The sequence below is a fragment of the Neisseria weixii genome (assembly GCF_042658245.1).
GTDB classification, from domain to species: Bacteria; Pseudomonadota; Gammaproteobacteria; order Burkholderiales; family Neisseriaceae; genus Neisseria; species Neisseria weixii.
Genome location: NZ_JBHSPY010000009.1, coordinates 19,993 through 35,846, shown reverse-complemented (window position 1 = coordinate 35,846; position 15,854 = coordinate 19,993). Strand labels below are relative to the sequence as shown.

General features: G+C 47.2%; 18 protein-coding genes. 17 read left to right on the top strand and 1 reads right to left on the bottom strand.

Translation table 11 applies throughout. From position 1 onward, the window contains the following. Nucleotides 1–170: 170 nt before the first annotated feature. The 4 genes from rlmN to ispG are packed head-to-tail and all read left to right on the top strand — an operon-like array spanning nt 171 to nt 4,159. Nucleotides 171–1,265, top strand: coding sequence for a dual-specificity RNA methyltransferase RlmN (rlmN, locus tag ACFPVS_RS06355; RefSeq protein WP_096295034.1), 1,095 nt, complete (start codon nt 171–173; stop codon nt 1,263–1,265). 3 nt (nt 1,266–1,268) lie between these two features. After that, the gene (gene pilW, locus ACFPVS_RS06350; protein ID WP_378595513.1) at nt 1,269–2,024 is read left to right on the top strand and encodes a type IV pilus biogenesis/stability protein PilW; all 756 of its coding nucleotides are present in this window, start codon (nt 1,269–1,271) and stop codon (nt 2,022–2,024) included. A 3-nt stretch (nt 2,025–2,027) separates the two neighbouring features. Further along, nucleotides 2,028–2,891, top strand: coding sequence for a helix-turn-helix domain-containing protein (locus tag ACFPVS_RS06345; protein WP_096295035.1), 864 nt, complete (start codon nt 2,028–2,030; stop codon nt 2,889–2,891). A gap of 2 nt (nt 2,892–2,893) precedes the next feature. Beyond that, on the top strand, nt 2,894–4,159 hold the full coding sequence (ispG, locus tag ACFPVS_RS06340) for a flavodoxin-dependent (E)-4-hydroxy-3-methylbut-2-enyl-diphosphate synthase (RefSeq protein ID WP_096295036.1): 1,266 nt from the start codon (nt 2,894–2,896) through the stop codon (nt 4,157–4,159). 45 nt (nt 4,160–4,204) lie between these two features. Here the strand turns inward: ispG and ACFPVS_RS06335 are convergent, their stop codons facing one another. Beyond that, the gene (locus ACFPVS_RS06335; RefSeq protein ID WP_096295037.1) at nt 4,205–5,128 is read right to left on the bottom strand and encodes an RluA family pseudouridine synthase; all 924 of its coding nucleotides are present in this window, start codon (nt 5,126–5,128) and stop codon (nt 4,205–4,207) included. A 141-nt stretch (nt 5,129–5,269) separates the two neighbouring features. Between ACFPVS_RS06335 and hisS the strand changes: the two genes are divergently transcribed. The 13 genes from hisS to brnQ all read left to right on the top strand — a co-directional run bounded on the left by hisS (nt 5,270) and on the right by brnQ (nt 15,768). Beyond that, nucleotides 5,270–6,565 carry a histidine--tRNA ligase gene (gene hisS / locus ACFPVS_RS06330; protein WP_096295038.1) on the top strand — a complete coding sequence of 432 codons (1,296 nt, stop codon included), beginning with the start codon at nt 5,270–5,272 and terminating at the stop codon, nt 6,563–6,565. Continuing rightward, nucleotides 6,566–7,195, top strand: coding sequence for a YfgM family protein (locus tag ACFPVS_RS06325; protein WP_378595512.1), 630 nt, complete (start codon nt 6,566–6,568; stop codon nt 7,193–7,195). Between the two features lie 178 nt (nt 7,196–7,373). Beyond that, nucleotides 7,374–8,843: a ribosome biogenesis GTPase Der gene (gene der, locus ACFPVS_RS06320; protein ID WP_378595511.1), complete on the top strand. Its 1,470-nt coding sequence runs from the start codon at nt 7,374–7,376 to the stop codon at nt 8,841–8,843. A 301-nt stretch (nt 8,844–9,144) separates the two neighbouring features. Further along, nucleotides 9,145–9,435: an RNA chaperone Hfq gene (gene hfq, locus ACFPVS_RS06315; protein ID WP_096295040.1), complete on the top strand. Its 291-nt coding sequence runs from the start codon at nt 9,145–9,147 to the stop codon at nt 9,433–9,435. Nucleotides 9,436–9,463: 28 nt separating this feature from the next. Further along, on the top strand, nt 9,464–10,090 hold the full coding sequence (gene mnmM / locus ACFPVS_RS06310) for a tRNA 5-(aminomethyl)-2-thiouridylate-methyltransferase MnmM (RefSeq protein ID WP_157742711.1): 627 nt from the start codon (nt 9,464–9,466) through the stop codon (nt 10,088–10,090). A gap of 49 nt (nt 10,091–10,139) precedes the next feature. Further along, nucleotides 10,140–10,511: a SirB2 family protein gene (locus ACFPVS_RS06305; protein WP_096295042.1), complete on the top strand. Its 372-nt coding sequence runs from the start codon at nt 10,140–10,142 to the stop codon at nt 10,509–10,511. 13 nt (nt 10,512–10,524) lie between these two features. Further along, nucleotides 10,525–11,025 carry a 2-amino-4-hydroxy-6-hydroxymethyldihydropteridine diphosphokinase gene (gene folK / locus ACFPVS_RS06300; protein ID WP_096295043.1) on the top strand — a complete coding sequence of 167 codons (501 nt, stop codon included), beginning with the start codon at nt 10,525–10,527 and terminating at the stop codon, nt 11,023–11,025. 114 nt (nt 11,026–11,139) lie between these two features. Then, the gene (locus ACFPVS_RS06295) at nt 11,140–11,775 is read left to right on the top strand and encodes a deoxynucleoside kinase (RefSeq protein WP_096295044.1); all 636 of its coding nucleotides are present in this window, start codon (nt 11,140–11,142) and stop codon (nt 11,773–11,775) included. Between the two features lie 42 nt (nt 11,776–11,817). Continuing rightward, the gene (locus tag ACFPVS_RS06290) at nt 11,818–12,258 is read left to right on the top strand and encodes a peroxiredoxin (RefSeq protein ID WP_096296098.1); all 441 of its coding nucleotides are present in this window, start codon (nt 11,818–11,820) and stop codon (nt 12,256–12,258) included. A gap of 56 nt (nt 12,259–12,314) precedes the next feature. Next, entirely contained in the window at nt 12,315–13,190 is an 876-nt protein-coding gene (gene xerD / locus ACFPVS_RS06285; protein WP_096295045.1) for a site-specific tyrosine recombinase XerD, read from the top strand. 54 nt (nt 13,191–13,244) lie between these two features. Beyond that, nucleotides 13,245–13,673: a TOBE domain-containing protein gene (locus ACFPVS_RS06280; RefSeq protein ID WP_096296099.1), complete on the top strand. Its 429-nt coding sequence runs from the start codon at nt 13,245–13,247 to the stop codon at nt 13,671–13,673. A gap of 235 nt (nt 13,674–13,908) precedes the next feature. Continuing rightward, a complete protein-coding gene (locus ACFPVS_RS06275) occupies nt 13,909–14,112 on the top strand; it encodes a (2Fe-2S)-binding protein (protein ID WP_096295047.1) in 204 nt (67 codons plus the stop codon). 330 nt (nt 14,113–14,442) lie between these two features. After that, on the top strand, nt 14,443–15,768 hold the full coding sequence (gene brnQ / locus ACFPVS_RS06270) for a branched-chain amino acid transport system II carrier protein (RefSeq protein WP_096296100.1): 1,326 nt from the start codon (nt 14,443–14,445) through the stop codon (nt 15,766–15,768). Nucleotides 15,769–15,854 lie beyond the last annotated feature (86 nt).

The following is a 15,854-nucleotide window of genomic DNA, read 5'->3' as shown; positions in this document are numbered from 1 at the left end:
ATACAACTGTCTCGGGAAAATAATCAGACGGCTATAAGACTTTGTCGGGCATGTTTTCAGACGGCCATTTATTAAAATAGGCCGTCTGAAAATAAAAAGCTTGTAAATTAAAGCTGTATTTTGTATTTCATACAGTTTTAATTTAACAGCTTCTCATAGTTTATGAATACATGAAAACCAATCTATTGAATTTTGATTTACCGGGACTGACCGAACACTTTGCCGTAATGGGTGAAAAACCATTCCGCGCCAAACAGGTTATGCGTTGGATTCACCAATCGTGTGCCTCTGAATTTGACGAAATGACCGATTTGGCCAAATCTCTGCGCCAAAAATTAAACGAACAGGCCGCCATTGGCATTCCGCAATTGATGACCTCGCAGGAATCGGCTGACGGCACGCGTAAATGGTTGTTGGATGTCGGTACGGGTAACGGCGTGGAAACGGTGTTTATTCCCGAAGTAGGGCGCGGTACATTATGTATCTCCTCGCAAGTAGGCTGCGCATTGGAATGTACATTTTGTTCTACCGGCCGCCAAGGTTTTAACCGCAACTTAACCGCAGCTGAAATTATCGGTCAATTGTGGTGGGCAAACAAAGCCATGGGTGTGACGCCGAAAAATGAGCGGGTGATTTCCAACGTGGTGATGATGGGAATGGGGGAGCCGATGGCCAACTTTGATAACGTGGTCACTGCTTTGAGTATTATGCTTGATGATCACGGTTACGGTTTGAGCCGCCGCCGCGTAACAGTATCCACATCGGGTATGGTGCCGCAGATGGATCGATTGCGCGATGTCATGCCTGTGGCTTTGTCGGTCTCGTTGCATGCATCTAACGATGTCGTGCGTGATGAGATTGTGCCGTTAAATAAAAAATATCCGCTGAAAGAACTGATGGCGGCATGTCAGCGTTATCTGGTTAAGGCGCCACGTGACTTCATCACCTTCGAATACGTTATGCTCGACGGCATTAACGATAAGCCACAACACGCGCGTGAACTGATTGAATTGGTAAAAGATGTGCCGTGTAAATTCAATCTGATTCCGTTTAATCCGTTTCCAAATTCAGGCTACAATCGTTCTTCTAATGAAAATATTCGTGTGTTTCGTGATATTTTGCAGCAGGCCGGACACGTGGTGACGGTGCGTAAAACGCGTGGTGATGATATTGATGCGGCTTGCGGTCAGCTGGCGGGACAAGTGCAGGATAAAACCAAGCGTCAGCAGAAATGGCAGCAGATTTTGGTTGAGCAACAGGGTTAAGTCATGAAATTAAACATTTTATCGTCTTTGATCGTAATTTTCACATTAGCCGCGTGTGCCGGTTCGCCAGGGCCGAGTCCGCGTGAGAGAGCGCAACAGGTTTCCAACATCAAAACGCAATTGGCTCTGGAATATATGCGTGTTCAGGATTACCGCCAGGCAACGCAGGCGATTGAAGATGCGTTGGGTTCTAATGCCAAAAACGAAGTGGCTTGGTTGGTGCGTGCGCAGATTTACCAATATTTGAAGGTGCAGGACAAAGCGCAAGAAAGTTTTTTGAAAGCCTTATCGTTAAAGCCCGATAGTGCGGAAATCAACAACAACTACGGCTGGTTTGTTTGCAGCCATATGAATAATCCGGCCGAATCGATTCAATATTTCGATAAAGCGCTGTCCGATCCGACATACCCCACCCCGTATGTGGCGAATTTGAACAAAGGCATTTGCAGCGCAAAAATGGGCCAATTTTCATTGGCTGAAGCTTATTTAGAACGCGCTTTGGCGGCTGCTCCGCAGTTCCCGCCGGCATTCAAAGAATTGGCGCGCACCAAAATGTTGGCAGGTAATCTGAACGATGCCGATTATTACTTCCGCCAATACCAAAGCAAGGTTGACGTATTGCAGGCAGATGATTTGCTGTTGGGCTGGCGCTTGGCTAATGCGTTGGGCAACACACAAGCCGCTTACGAATATGAAGCGCAATTAAGAGCCAATTTCCCTTATTCCGAAGAACTACAGGCAGTGACGACAGGTCGATAATACATGGATAATCAGCAAAAACCAGTACACAACATCGAAGCGGCAAAAGCATTGGGTGACGAATTGCGCCAATTGCGCGAAAAGCAGGGCATAGACATCAGCGATATTGCAGGCCGTCTGAAATTATCAGCAGAGCAAATTCAAGATTTGGAAAAAGGTGATTATTCCAGCTTTTCGGGCTTGGTTTTTGCTACAGGTTTTCTGCGCTCATATGCGCGTTTGTTGAAAATGGATGAGCAGCAAATTTCAAGCCGTCTGAAAACTGTTGTGCCGCAGACCGCTGATCATGTTTATGCTGTCAATCGCGAAAAAGATGTGGGTTTCAATTACCAAAGTGTGGAAAAAAACGGTTTCCCAAAATGGATTTTGGGTGTGGCTGCTCTGGCTTTAATCACCGGTAGCATTTATCTATGGCAGAACAAGTCGAATTTAGAAAATAACCAACAACATACGCAAGACAGCAGCGCCGTCCAAAACAGCCTACAGGCACCGGCCTTAAAGGCCAGCAATGTTGAAGTGTCCAAAATGACCGAGCAGGGCACGCAAGTGATTGCGGCTGCTTCCTCCGCTTCAGATCCAGCCGCTTCCTCAGCCTCCGAGCCGAAAATTGAAGTTGCTGCCGATGAATTATGGGTGAAAGTGCAATACCGCAGTAATCTGATTATTCATGATAAAGACGGCAAAATGGTATTCAGCAACATCATTCCGGCCGGCAGCGAGCGCCGCTTCAAAGGCGGTGCGCCTTATGAAGTTTGGATTGGTATTGCGGCCGGTGCTGAAGCCAATTATGGCGGCACCAGCATTCGTCCGGTTGAATACCGTGCGCAGGGCAAACAGTCTGCTACCTTTATCGCAGGAAAAAAATAAACATGAACACACTCAAACGCCGCCAAACACATCAAGTACAAATCGATCACGTAACCGTGGGTTCCAGCGCACCGGTGGTGGTACAATCCATGACCAACACCGATACCGCTGATGCCGAAGGAACCGCTTTTCAAGTGAAAGAATTGAGCGATGCCGGCTCGGAAATGGTACGGATTACCGTCAACAGCCCCGAAGCGGCCTCCAAAGTAGCCGAAATCCGCCAACGCTTAGACGACATGGGCTGCAACACGCCGTTGGTCGGCGATTTTCACTTCAACGGCGAGCGACTGTTGGCGGAATATCCCGAGTGCGGCAAAGCTTTGGCCAAATATCGAATCAATCCGGGCAATGTCGGCAAAGGCGTAAAAGGCGATGAAAAATTTGCCTACATGATTCGTACTGCGGCTGAAAATAACAAAGCCGTGCGCATCGGTGTAAACTGGGGTTCTTTAGATCAAAGTTTGGCCAAGCGCATGATGGACGCCAACATGGCTTCGGCTACGCCGCGACCGCCGGAAGAAGTGATGAAAGAAGCCTTGATCGTTTCCGCTTTAAAGTCGGCTGAAAAAGCGGTGAGCTTGGACTTGCCGGAAGACAAGATTATTTTGTCGTGCAAAGTCAGTGCGGTGCAGGATTTGATTCAAGTGTACCGTGAGCTGGGTAGCCGCTGCCAATATCCGCTACATTTGGGTTTGACTGAAGCCGGTATGGGCAGCAAAGGTATTGTGGCCTCCGCCGCGGCATTGGCAGTATTGCTGCAAGAAGGCATTGGCGACACCATCCGCATTTCCTTGACGCCGGAGCCTGGTAGTTCGCGCACGCAGGAAGTGATTGTCGGCCAAGAAATTTTGCAAACCATGGGTTTGCGTTCGTTTACACCGATGGTAACGGCTTGTCCGGGTTGCGGTCGCACCACCAGCACCGTATTCCAAGAATTGGCGCAAAATGTGCAAAATTATTTGCGTCAAAAAATGAACATATGGCGCACAGTTTACCCGGGGGTGGAATCTTTAAACGTGGCTGTCATGGGTTGCGTGGTGAACGGCCCCGGTGAGAGCAAATTGGCCGACATCGGCATCAGCTTGCCGGGAACGGGTGAAACACCGGTTGCGCCGGTTTATGTCGATGGGGAACGCAAAGTGACCTTAAAAGGTGACAACATTGCGCGAGAATTCTTGCTGATTGTCGAAGAATACGTGAAAGAGAATTACCGTGAAGGCGGTGCAAAACGTGTTCAGCCTCGTGTAATTCCGATTAAAAATGTTTAATTAAAAAAGGCCGTCTGAAAATAGATAGTTCAGCCGGCCTTTGTTTTACAGCTTTTGGGTGCTTTCGAATTTCCGGCTATCGCCACTGATTGGGTCGATAAACTCAATGCTTTTGGCTAATAATTTTAACGGTTTTTCATAATCTTCATCGCCTGCTGCCAGCGGAACAGGGTAAAGCGCATCATTTAACAGCGGCATGCCTAAGCTCATCATATGCACCCGAAGCTGGTGCTTTTTGCCGGTAATCGGCTGTAAGCGGTAAAGGCTGGTATCGCCACGGTTTTCAATCAATTCGATGGTGGTAAACGCATTCGGCTCGCCATCGATTTCCTGCGTTAAATAAAATTTGTCTCCGCGCACCATCCGCGATTGTACCGAATAAGGATAAACCAAATCCGTGCGTGTGGAAGCAACCGCTTCATAAGTTTTGCGTACTGTTTTATCTTGGAACATGGTCTGATAATCGCGGCGGCTGGCCGGATTATGCGACAACAGCATCACGCCCGCCGTGTCTTTGTCCAGACGGTGAATCGGTGTGATATGTTCGACACTTAAGTGTTGCAAATCAGGGCGCAGACGTAAGCGGGTTAGCAAGGTTTCGCGCAAAAAACGGCCGCTGGGAATCACCGGCAGAAAATGCGGCTTGTCCACCACAATCAAATGCTCGTCGATATGCAGGATTTTTTCGTCAAACGGAATGCGCGGTTCGTCTTCGCGGCTGGTTTCGCGGTAATAATAAATCGTTTGCCCCGGCTGAAATAGCGTATCCGAATTCAAAGCCATGCCGTCTGAGCTGACCACGAATCCGCTGTTTAAGCGTTTGCGCCAATTGGTTTCATCGACAAACGGAAAACGGATGCATAAAAAGTGCAAAAGCGGCAAGCCGTAAAATGATTTATCGTGCTGCAAGACCAGATAGCTGGGTTTGATGCCGTCAAGCAGCGGTAGGGGATTAATGCGTGTGTTCATGCCGCATATTTTACCCGAAGCCTTATCGGTACTGAAATGATTTTCAGACGGCCTAAGGCCTCCAACATGCCGTCTGAAAACACAATCTGCTAAAAATAAGCTATAATTAGCGACTATTTGATTTAAGCATTCTGATTTGAAATGGCACAAAAAATCCAATCCGTAAAAGGCATGAACGACCTTTTACCTGTTGAACAAAAAGATTTCAAACTCACCGCCGCTTTTTGGCAGGCTCTTGAAGACATGGTCAGCCAATGGGCGCGCGCTTATGGCTATCAGCAAATCCGTACACCGATTGTGGAGCAAACCGGTTTGTTTGTCCGCTCCATCGGTGAAGAAACCGATGTAGTCGGCAAAGAAATGTACACCTTTTCCGATTCCAACGATTCACTGAGCTTGAGCTTGCGTCCTGAAGGCACGGCCTCATGCTTGCGCGCAGTGGTTGAGCATAATCTTTTATATAACAGCCCGCAGAAATTATGGTATATGGGGCCGATGTTCCGCCGCGAACGTCCGCAAAAAGGCCGTTACCGCCAGTTTCACCAAGTGGGTATTGAGGCTTTGGGTTTCGAAGGTCCTGATATTGATGCTGAAATCATTGCCATGTCGGCCGATTTATGGAAAAAACTGGGCATCAGCGATTATCTAATGCTGGAAATCAACAGCTTGGGTAATCGTGAAGAACGCGCCGCCCACCGTGCAGCATTGGTGGCTTATTTGACCGAATATGAAAACCAATTGGATGAAGACAGCAAACGCCGTCTGAAAACCAATCCGCTGCGCGTATTGGATACCAAAAATCCGGAATTACAGGAAATTTGCAATGCAGCGCCGCGCTTGTTTGATTATTTGGGTGAAGAATCGCGTACTCATTATAGCCGCTTCAAAGCCATGTTAGATAGATTGGATATTCAATACACCGAAAATCCGCGTTTGGTACGTGGCTTGGATTACTACAATCAAACCGTGTTCGAATGGACAACTGATAAACTCGGCGCGCAAGCCACCGTGTGCGGCGGCGGCCGTTATGATGGTCTGATTGAAGAATTGGGCGGTAAGCCGGCCGCTTCGATTGGTTTTGCCATGGGTATGGAGCGCTTGTTGTTATTGGTGCATGAATACGGTTCGCTGAAAGCCAACGCTGCGCCCGATGTGTATGCCATGCATCAAGGCGAAGGTGCTGCTTTGCAAGTGATGCAGTATGCGCAGGCATTGCGTGCCGAGGGATTCAATGTTTTGCAGCATTCGGGTTATCAAAGCCTGAAAGCGCAAATGAAAAAAGCCGATGGCAGCGGCGCACATTTTGCTCTGATTGTGGCGCAAGACGAATTGGCCGAAGGCAAAGTCACGCTGAAAGACATGCAGGGTGAAAAAGGCCAAATTACGGTGGCGGCAGCTGATTTAATCAACACTTTACAACAATGGAAGAACGCATAAATGGCAGCTCATTTGGAAGAACAACAAGAGTTAGACAATTTCAAATATTTTTGGAAAAGCACCGGCCGCTGGTTGTTTGCCTTGCTGATGCTGGCTGCATTAGGCTATTTGGGTTACACCATGTACCAAAGCCATTTGCTGAAAAAAAGCCAAGAAGCAGCCGGTGCGTTGGCGAAATTGGTTGAAAAGGCACAAAACAAAGGCGATGCAACAGCCATTAATGCCGATTTGAAAAACCTTCAGCAGAATTTTGCTGACACCATTCCTGCTGCTCAGGCAACATTGATGGCAGCGGCGACCGAATTTGATGCCGGCCGTTACGATGTGGCTTCAGGCCATCTGAACTGGGTATTGAAAAACCAAAAAGAGCCGTTGGTTCAAGCCTTGGCGGCGCAGCGTTTGGCCGTGGTGAAATTGCAGCAGAAGAAATATGATGAAGCTTTGTCGGCGTTGGATACCAAAGTTGATGCCGATTACGAAGCTTTGCTGCTGGAAACCAAAGGCGATGTTTTCGCCGCGCAAAGAAAAGCCAAAGAAGCAGCTGCCAGCTATGAGCAGGCATTGGCTAAGTTACCCAAAGATTCAGTAGGACGCGAATTGGTTCAAATGAAATTGGATTCGCAAAAATAAGGCCGTCTGAAAATAGAGATGGTTTTAACAATCCTGCATGATGGTGCGAAGTTATTAGGCGCGGTTTATGCAGACTCAAGATACAAACAGCAGGCTTGTCGGAGATTGTCTCCGGCAAGCCGTTATGTGTTTTCAGACGGCCTGCAAATATAGGCCGTCTGAAAAAGGAAAGTAAAAAATGAAGCCAACAATTGCATTGGTGGGACGGCCAAATGTCGGCAAATCTACCTTATTCAACCGATTGACGCGTACCAAAGACGCGTTGGTACACGATTTGCCGGGTTTGACGCGCGACCGTCATTACGGTCACGGCAAAGTCGGTAGCAAACCTTATTTAGTCATTGACACCGGCGGTTTTGAGCCGGTGGTAGATAGTGGCATTTTGCACGAGATGGCGCGCCAAACCCTGCAAGCGGTTGACGAAGCAGATGCGGTGGTGTTTTTGGTTGATGCCCGCACAGGCTTAACACCGCAAGACAAAATTATTGCCGACCGCTTGCGTCAAAGCCCGCGTCCGGTTTATCTGGCCGTGAACAAAGGTGAGGGTGGCAATCAGGCGGTATTGTCCGCCGAGTTTTTCGAGTTGGCCTTGGGAGAGCCTTACGTAATTTCAGGTGCGCACGGCGATGGCGTGTATTACCTGATGGAAGAGATTTTGGCCGAATTCCCAGAGCCGGAAGAAGAGGAAGAAACCGCCAAGCATCCGGTTTTTGCCGTGATTGGCCGCCCGAATGTCGGCAAATCGACTTTGGTGAATGCTATTTTGGGCGAAGAGCGTGTGATTGCATTCGATATGGCCGGTACCACGCGTGACAGTATCCACATCGATTTTGAGCGAGAAGGGAAACCGTTTACCATCATCGATACTGCCGGCGTGCGCCGTCGCGGCAAAGTAGATGAAGCAGTAGAAAAGTTCTCGGTAATTAAAGCTATGCAGGCGATTGAAGCAGCCAACGTTGCAGTATTGGTATTGGATGCGCAGCAGGATATTGCCGACCAAGATGCTACGATTGCGGGTTTTGCTTTGGAAGCAGGCCGTGCGTTGGTGGTCGCGGTGAACAAATGGGATGGCCTCAGTGAAGAGCGTCGTGAGCAAGTGAAACGCGACATCAACCGCAAATTATATTTCTTGGATTTTGCCAAATTCCATTTTATTTCCGCTTTGAAAGAACGCGGCATTGACGGTTTGTTCGACAGCATTCAAGCAGCTTACAATGCGGCCATGATTAAAATGCCGACACCGAAAATCACTCGTGTGCTTCAGACGGCCATCGAGCGTCAGCAACCACCGCGTTCAGGTTTAACCCGTCCGAAAATGCGTTATGCCCACCAAGGGGGTTTGAATCCGCCGGTGATTGTGGTGCACGGCAATTCGTTGCACGCGATTTCCGACAGCTACACGCGTTATCTGACGCAAACGTTCCGTAAGGCCTTTAATCTTCAAGGAACACCTTTGCGTATTCAATATAATGTATCGGAAAACCCTTACGAAGAAAAAGAAGACAAGCCGAAGAAAAAGCCATTACGCCGTGCAGCTTATAGCAACCGGATTGCTAAACGTGAAGAGCGTAAAGACGAAAAAGTATGCAATAGCGGGGGCAAAGCCAAGAAGCGCCAAGTCAGTGTTAAAAAACAGCACAGCAAATAAAGCCAAACCGGAAAACGATAGTAAAACTTCGTTTTCCGGTTTTTGATATGTGTGCGGCGGGGCGTCATGAAACATGCCGAATAAGAAATAAAATTGAAAAAGAAGAAGGAGATGAGTAAGTATCTAAACAAATCAGAGTCAAATAGCAGATAAATCAAATGGGATAGATGAATAAACCCTGTTAAAAAGTTTGCATATTCTTACCCAAAATTGTTGGTAAAAATATATATTCAACGCTACAATCACACCCATAAAGCTATCCACAGCTTTCCTTAAAATCATAATAACGGAGTTAAAGAATATGACAGCTAAAGGACAAATGTTACAAGATCCTTTTTTGAATGCGTTGCGTAAAGAGCACGTACCGGTTTCGATTTACTTGGTTAACGGCATTAAGCTGCAAGGCCAAGTCGAATCATTTGACCAATACGTTGTTCTGCTGCGTAATACTTCAGTGACCCAGATGGTTTACAAACATGCCATTTCAACCATCGTTCCGGCTCGTGCGGTAAGTTTGCAGCATGAAAACAAACCCGCTGCCCAAGCGGAAGCGGCAGCGCCGGTGCAAGTGGAAACACAGTCAGCAGAATAATGCAGGTCATTATTTTAATACCTTACCGATGCCGGTAAGGTATTTTTATTTTCAAACGGTCTGTAAGTCATACCAAGAGAATATCATGTCGATACAGAATATTCTTCCTTTCACGCATCAATTATTGACTCAGCATTTAAACGATGGCGACACGGCCTTAGACGGCACCGCCGGAAATGGCCACGATACGGTTTTTTTGGCCAAAGCCGTAGGTAATCGCGGCAAAGTTTGGGCGGTTGACGTGCAACGGCAAGCCATGGAGCAGACTAAAGCCAGATTAATGGCGGAAAATTTGTTGGGTCGCGCAGCTTTGGTTGAAGATAGTCATCAATATATCGAAAAGTATATCCGGCAGCGCTTGGATGCAGCAGTGTTCAATTTTGGTTGGTTGCCGGGCGGAGACAAAAACATCACCACATCAGCACACAGCAGCCTTGCGGCGCTCAATAGCACGTTATCGCTGCTAAATCCTAACGGTATTGTGGTAACAGTGTTATATCCCGGCCATGATTCGGGTCGTGTGGAAGCGGAGGCCGTCGAGGCATGGGCACAATCCCTGCCACAGCAAGAATTTGCCGTGTTGAAATACCATTTTATCAACCGCCAAAACCATCCCCCGTATGTTTTGGCGATACAAAAGTTACGTCAGAAATGAATGTTTAGGGTAGAATAGCGACATTCTCAAACCAACTATCATCACTATCATGCAATATTTAATTGTCAAACACAGTCACATGCTCTTTGTGGCGATTACGATTTTATTGTTTAATCTGCGTTTTTTCTTATTGTGGAAAAATCCGCAAAAGCCTTTACCCGGCATCTTGAAAGCCTTGCCACATTTAAACGACACCATGTTGTTGTTTACCGGTTTGTGGCTGATGAAGCTTACCCATTTCACACCGTTTAATGCACCTTGGTTGGCGGTAAAAATCTTTTTATTGCTGGTGTATATCGGTTTTGGCGTGGCGATGATGCGTTCCGCACCGCGCTCGAGCAAATTCTATGTAACCTATTTGAGTGCCATGGCGTGTGTGGCCACGATTGTATACATGGCTTTATCCAAACCTTATTTCTAAGGCCGTCTGAACAATGTCGAACCAAAAATCTGCCATTATTGCATTGGGCAGTAATCTACAAAATCCTGCCCGTCAAATTTGTGCTGCATTGGTGGCGATTGCCGCCCATCCGCAAATTGAGCTTGAACGAACTTCTTCATTCTACATCACCGAACCTGTCGGTTACGATGACCAACCGGATTTTGTGAATGCTGTGTGTGCGGTATCGACCGATTTGAGCGGTGTCGATTTACTGGCGGCGTTGAACCAAATCGAAGCGGATTTCGGCCGTGAACGCACATTCCGGAATGCGCCGCGCACCTTGGATTTAGACATCATCGACTATAATCATCAAAGCAGTGACAATCCACATTTAACTTTACCGCATCCACGAGCGCACGAGCGTAGTTTTGTGATGAAGCCATTGGCCGAAATTCTGCCGCATTTTGAATTGGGCCAATATGGTAATGCTGCCGATATCGCCGCGCAATTGGGCGATGACGGCATTCGGTTATTGAATGAAGAGGAACAATGAAATAGGCCGTCTGAAAAGACTCGATACTTTTTCAGACGGCATGTTTATACTGATACCATTGCAGGGTTTGATAAAATACGGCCTGACAATAAAAAGACAGATTAGGGAATCAACATGAATTATCGTTATATTGCGGTTGAAGGCGCCATCGGTAGCGGAAAATCAGAATTGAGCCGCCGCTTGGCTAGCCATTTCAATGCGCTGCATCTGACTGAAAATGCCGACCAAAATCCCTTTTTGGCGCAATTTTACGCCAATGCCAATAATCACGGTTTGGCGACCGAGCTGTTTTTCCTGATGCGCCGTGCTGAAAGTGTGGACGTGATTAACGCCGAAGAAGAAAAAGGCAGCGTGATTGTCGCCGATTTCCTGTTGGAAAAAGACCAGATTTTTGTGCCGGTGGTGTTGAACGATAAAGAGCAAACTCTGTTTTGGGAATTGAAACGCCGCGCCATGCCGCAATATCCTGTACCGGACTTGGTGATTTACCTGCAAACTGCCGCAGATACCAACCGCAAGCGCCTGCAAAAACGTGGCGATGGCGTGGTGAATCTGTTTCCGGCCGGCTATCTCAACCGCATTCATGAAGAATACAGCCGTTTTTTCCACCTTTATCAAAACGCCCCCTTACTGATTGTGAATGCCGATGAATTGGAAGTTAACGGTAATGACGAGCATTTCAACTTATTGCTGCGTGCCATGAGTGATTTGCAGGGTAGCCGCAATTATTTGAATTTGAGTGAAAAATAATCTAACACTACAGGCCGAAGGCCGTCTGAAATGGAATTTATCATGTCAACATACGAATTTACCCTTCCATCCAGCAGCGGCAAAGATTTCCACTCTGCCGAGCATCTCCCGCTGATTGTGTATTTTTACCCGAAAGACAGCACCCCCGGCTGCACCACCGAAGGCTTGGATTTCAATGCCCGCTTGGAGCAATTCAAAGCGTTGGGCTACACCGTAGTCGGGATTTCGCGTGACGGTGTGAAAGCGCACCAAAATTTCTGTGCCAAACAAGGCTTTCAATTTGAGCTCTTGAGCGACAAAGATGAAACCGTGTGCAAAATGTTTGATGTCATCAAGCTGAAAAAACTCTACGGCAAAGAATCTTTGGGGATCGAGCGCAGCACTTTTGTATTGGACGAAGCAGGCGGAATCACGCACGAATGGCGCAAGGTCAAAGTAGCCGGACATGCGCAGGAAGTATTGGAAACAGTTAGCAAGAAATAACCTCAAAAGTATCAGGCCGTCTGAAAACCAATTCAGACGGCCTCAGTCATAGAATCATCATGAATAACCTAATCGACAAGCTTTTGGAACACCTCTGGCTCAACCACCGTTTAAGCCCGAATACCCTGCAAAGCTACCATCGCGATTTGGAAAAAGTGGCGGCACGCTTGAACCATAAAAATCTCGACTGGTTGAATGTGAAGCGTGAAGAGTTGGCTGAGGCAGTATACGATGCGGCGGAGAAACCGAGCTCGCAAGCACGGGCATTGTCGGCGTGTAAAAGGTTGTATGCCTGGTTGGAAGAAACCGATCAGCGCCATGACAACCCCACCACTTTTTTAAAGACACCGAAGCAGGCGCAGAAATTACCGAAGCTGATTACAGAAAGCCAAATCGACCAGCTCTTGAAGGCGCCCGATACCGATACGCCGCACGGTTTGCGCGATAAAACTTTGCTGGAAGTAATGTACGCCACGGGTTTGCGCGTCACCGAAGCCGTGAAATTACAATTAAGCGATATTGATTTGAGCAAAGGTTGGATTCGCACCATTGGTAAGGGTAATAAGCAGCGCATCATCCCATTGGGGGAGGAGGCCGTGTATTGGATTGAACGCTATTTGCAGGAAGCGCGCCCGCTGCTGCTTAAAGAAAAAATGTGTGATGAATTATTTGTGAGTCAAAAGCGGGTCGGCATTTCACGCCAACTGGCGTGGTTGATTGTCAAAGAATATGCCGAAGTGGCGGGCATTACCGCTTTAAGCCCACACGGCTTGCGCCATGCTTTTGCCACGCATTTGGTGAATCACGGCGCAGATTTGCGGGTGGTGCAAACCTTGTTGGGGCATGCCGACATCAGTACCACACAGATTTACACCCATGTTGCCAACCAGCGATTAAAAAGCGTGGTCGAGCAACATCACCCGAGAAACTGATTTTCAGACGGCCTTTTATTTATGATGGGCCGTCTGAACATGAAGGAGAACATTATGAAAACCAGTGCACGCAACCAATTCGCCGGCATCGTCAAAAGTATTCAAACCAGCGGCATTCATGCTCAAGTGGTGCTGACCTTACCGAGTAATCATGAATTGGTTGCCACCATTACCAGCGAAAGTTGCGCGCAATTGGGTTTGAAAGAGGGCGACACAGCGATTGCTTTGATTAAATCCGCCAACATCATCATCGCCACCAATTTGGAACACGTCAAACTTTCCGCCCGCAACCAGCTTAAAGGCGTAATTAAACATGTCGAACGCGGTGCGGTCAATTCGATTGTGACCTTGGATTTGGGCAGCAATGTGCATATCCACGCAGGCGTTACTGTACAAAGTACGGAACAGCTTGACTTGCACCCGGGGCAATATGCGACGGCGGTGTTTAAAGCAGGCAGCGTGATTTTGGGTGTATTGGCTTAATCAATAGATAAAGAAAAGGCCGTCTGAAAGCAATATGATGTTTCAGAAGGATTTTTTTATAGCTAAATTATATAGTTATTTGTATTTTAGTAATTTTATCAAGATTTTATGTTTAGTAAAAAATATCAAACTATTTTGTGCAAATAAGCGATTGCAATGGGAAAGGTTTTTATTTATATTTACGTTTAAGAATAAAACTAAATCTCATTATTGAGATGGAATCAGGAGCACTCACATGTTTGTATGCATTTGTAACGCCATCACTGACCGCGACATTAAAGAATCAGTTGCCGCAGGTGCCGTGACCATGAGCGATTTGCAAGACCAATTGGGCGTAGCCACTTGTTGCGGGTCTTGCAGCGATTTGGCCGCGTCGTTTCTGAATACCGGTACCTCTGCCCAAACCACGGTAACGGCAGGAATTAACATTCAAGCTTAAGTTTGCCTAAATTGAGAGAATACTCAAGGCCGTCTGAAACTTCAGACGGCCTTTGCATTATGTCAGACATATGCCAAACGGGGTAGTTTAAGTTTACATGCTGCTCGGGAAATATCTGAAAATCATTAAAAATGAGTTGCTGATTTTTGAAAATTTGACTATTCTTGACACCTGCTTTACATTTTTATAGCACAACCGTCGGCATGTTACGCGGTTGGGTTGAGTTTGGGCGTAGAAAAGTAAAGCTTGAGTTGATCATGTCTTTGGCGGTTTCAAACCTATATAGTGCATGATGTTTAATTGTACAGATAAGAAAAACAGGTGTTATACATGAATTCTTCAGGAAATCAAAAGGCATCGCTATGGGTTGTCGGCCTGATGCTGTTTGCTTTGTTTTTTGGTGCCGGTAATTTGATTTTCCCTGCTTTTTTGGGACAACAGGCCGGTGAAAATTGGTTTTCGGCCATGCTCGGATTTTTGCTGACTGGTGCCGGTTTGCCGTTATTGGGTGTGATTGCGATTGGCTATTCCAACTCACGCGACGTGCAGGTATTGGCCTCGCGTGTGACGCCATTATACGGTATTTTGTTTGCTTCGGCGCTGTATTTGGCGATTGGTCCTTTGTTTGCCACACCGCGCACGGCAACAGTATCGTTTGAAATCGGTGTGGTGCCTTATATCAGCGAAGAAAACAAAACGCTGGGCTTGGCATTGTTCAGCTTGTTCTTTTTCGGTGTGGCTTATTGGCTATCGCTGTCACCGGGCAAACTGGTTGGCCGTATCGGTAAAATTTTGACCCCTGTGTTGTTGGTGACGATTGCCATTTTGATGGGCTATGCCGCGATGAACCCGATGGGCGCGTTGACTGCGCCGCAAGGTGATTTTGCCATTCGTCCGTTTGCCAAAGGTATTTTGGAAGGCTACGGCACCATGGATGCGTTGGCATCATTGGTATTCGCCATCATCGTGATTGACGCAGTACGTGCCGTGGGCGTAGATAACCGCGCAGAATTGTTGCGCACCACCACCATCGCAGGTATGGTCGCTGCCACTTGCTTGGCAGTGGTTTACCTGATGATTGGCTACATGGGCGCCACCAGCGTGGCCGGTTTGGGCATACAGGAAAATGGTGCGGTAGTATTGTCGAAAACAGCGCAATATTACTTTGGCAACGGCGGTAACATTTTGCTGAGCGTGATTGTATTCTTGGCATGTTTGAGTACCGCAATCGGCTTGATCGTGGCCAATGCAGAATTCTTCAACCGCTTGTGCCCGGGTATTTCTTACAAAACGTTTGTAACCATTTTCACTTTGGCATCGATGCTCTTTGCCAATAAAGGTTTGGTCGGTATCATCAGCTTCTCGATTCCGGTGTTGATGCTGCTTTACCCGTTGACCGTAGTGATTATTTTGCTGGCGTTCTTGCATAATCTGTTCGGCGGTGGCCGCATTGTGTACATCTGCACCATTTTCTTCACCTTGATTGTCGGTGTGTTAGATGCCTACAAAGCCGCATTCGGTTTCAGCGATGAAACAGCTGCTGCGATTAACAACGCGTTACCGCTGTACGACATCGGCTTGGGCTGGGTAATGCCTGCGGTGGTCGGTTTTATTTTGGGCTGTATCTTGAACGCAGTGTTTAAAAAGAAAGCTTAATCTGTTTGCTAAATAAGCCGAATAATGGCCGTCTGAAAAAAGATAAACGAAATCTTTTTCAGACGGCCTTCTGTTTTACAATAGCG

Coding starts and splice junctions, on each gene's coding strand:
- rlmN (WP_096295034.1), top strand. CDS start 171: ATGAAAACCAATCTATTGAATTTTGATTTACCGGGACTGACCGAACAC.
- pilW (WP_378595513.1), top strand. CDS start 1,269: ATGAAATTAAACATTTTATCGTCTTTGATCGTAATTTTCACATTAGCC.
- ACFPVS_RS06345 (WP_096295035.1), top strand. CDS start 2,028: ATGGATAATCAGCAAAAACCAGTACACAACATCGAAGCGGCAAAAGCA.
- ispG (WP_096295036.1), top strand. CDS start 2,894: ATGAACACACTCAAACGCCGCCAAACACATCAAGTACAAATCGATCAC.
- ACFPVS_RS06335 (WP_096295037.1), bottom strand. CDS start 5,128: ATGAACACACGCATTAATCCCCTACCGCTGCTTGACGGCATCAAACCC.
- hisS (WP_096295038.1), top strand. CDS start 5,270: ATGGCACAAAAAATCCAATCCGTAAAAGGCATGAACGACCTTTTACCT.
- ACFPVS_RS06325 (WP_378595512.1), top strand. CDS start 6,566: ATGGCAGCTCATTTGGAAGAACAACAAGAGTTAGACAATTTCAAATAT.
- der (WP_378595511.1), top strand. CDS start 7,374: ATGAAGCCAACAATTGCATTGGTGGGACGGCCAAATGTCGGCAAATCT.
- hfq (WP_096295040.1), top strand. CDS start 9,145: ATGACAGCTAAAGGACAAATGTTACAAGATCCTTTTTTGAATGCGTTG.
- mnmM (WP_157742711.1), top strand. CDS start 9,464: ATGCCGGTAAGGTATTTTTATTTTCAAACGGTCTGTAAGTCATACCAA.
- ACFPVS_RS06305 (WP_096295042.1), top strand. CDS start 10,140: ATGCAATATTTAATTGTCAAACACAGTCACATGCTCTTTGTGGCGATT.
- folK (WP_096295043.1), top strand. CDS start 10,525: ATGTCGAACCAAAAATCTGCCATTATTGCATTGGGCAGTAATCTACAA.
- ACFPVS_RS06295 (WP_096295044.1), top strand. CDS start 11,140: ATGAATTATCGTTATATTGCGGTTGAAGGCGCCATCGGTAGCGGAAAA.
- ACFPVS_RS06290 (WP_096296098.1), top strand. CDS start 11,818: ATGTCAACATACGAATTTACCCTTCCATCCAGCAGCGGCAAAGATTTC.
- ACFPVS_RS06280 (WP_096296099.1), top strand. CDS start 13,245: ATGAAAACCAGTGCACGCAACCAATTCGCCGGCATCGTCAAAAGTATT.
- ACFPVS_RS06275 (WP_096295047.1), top strand. CDS start 13,909: ATGTTTGTATGCATTTGTAACGCCATCACTGACCGCGACATTAAAGAA.
- brnQ (WP_096296100.1), top strand. CDS start 14,443: ATGAATTCTTCAGGAAATCAAAAGGCATCGCTATGGGTTGTCGGCCTG.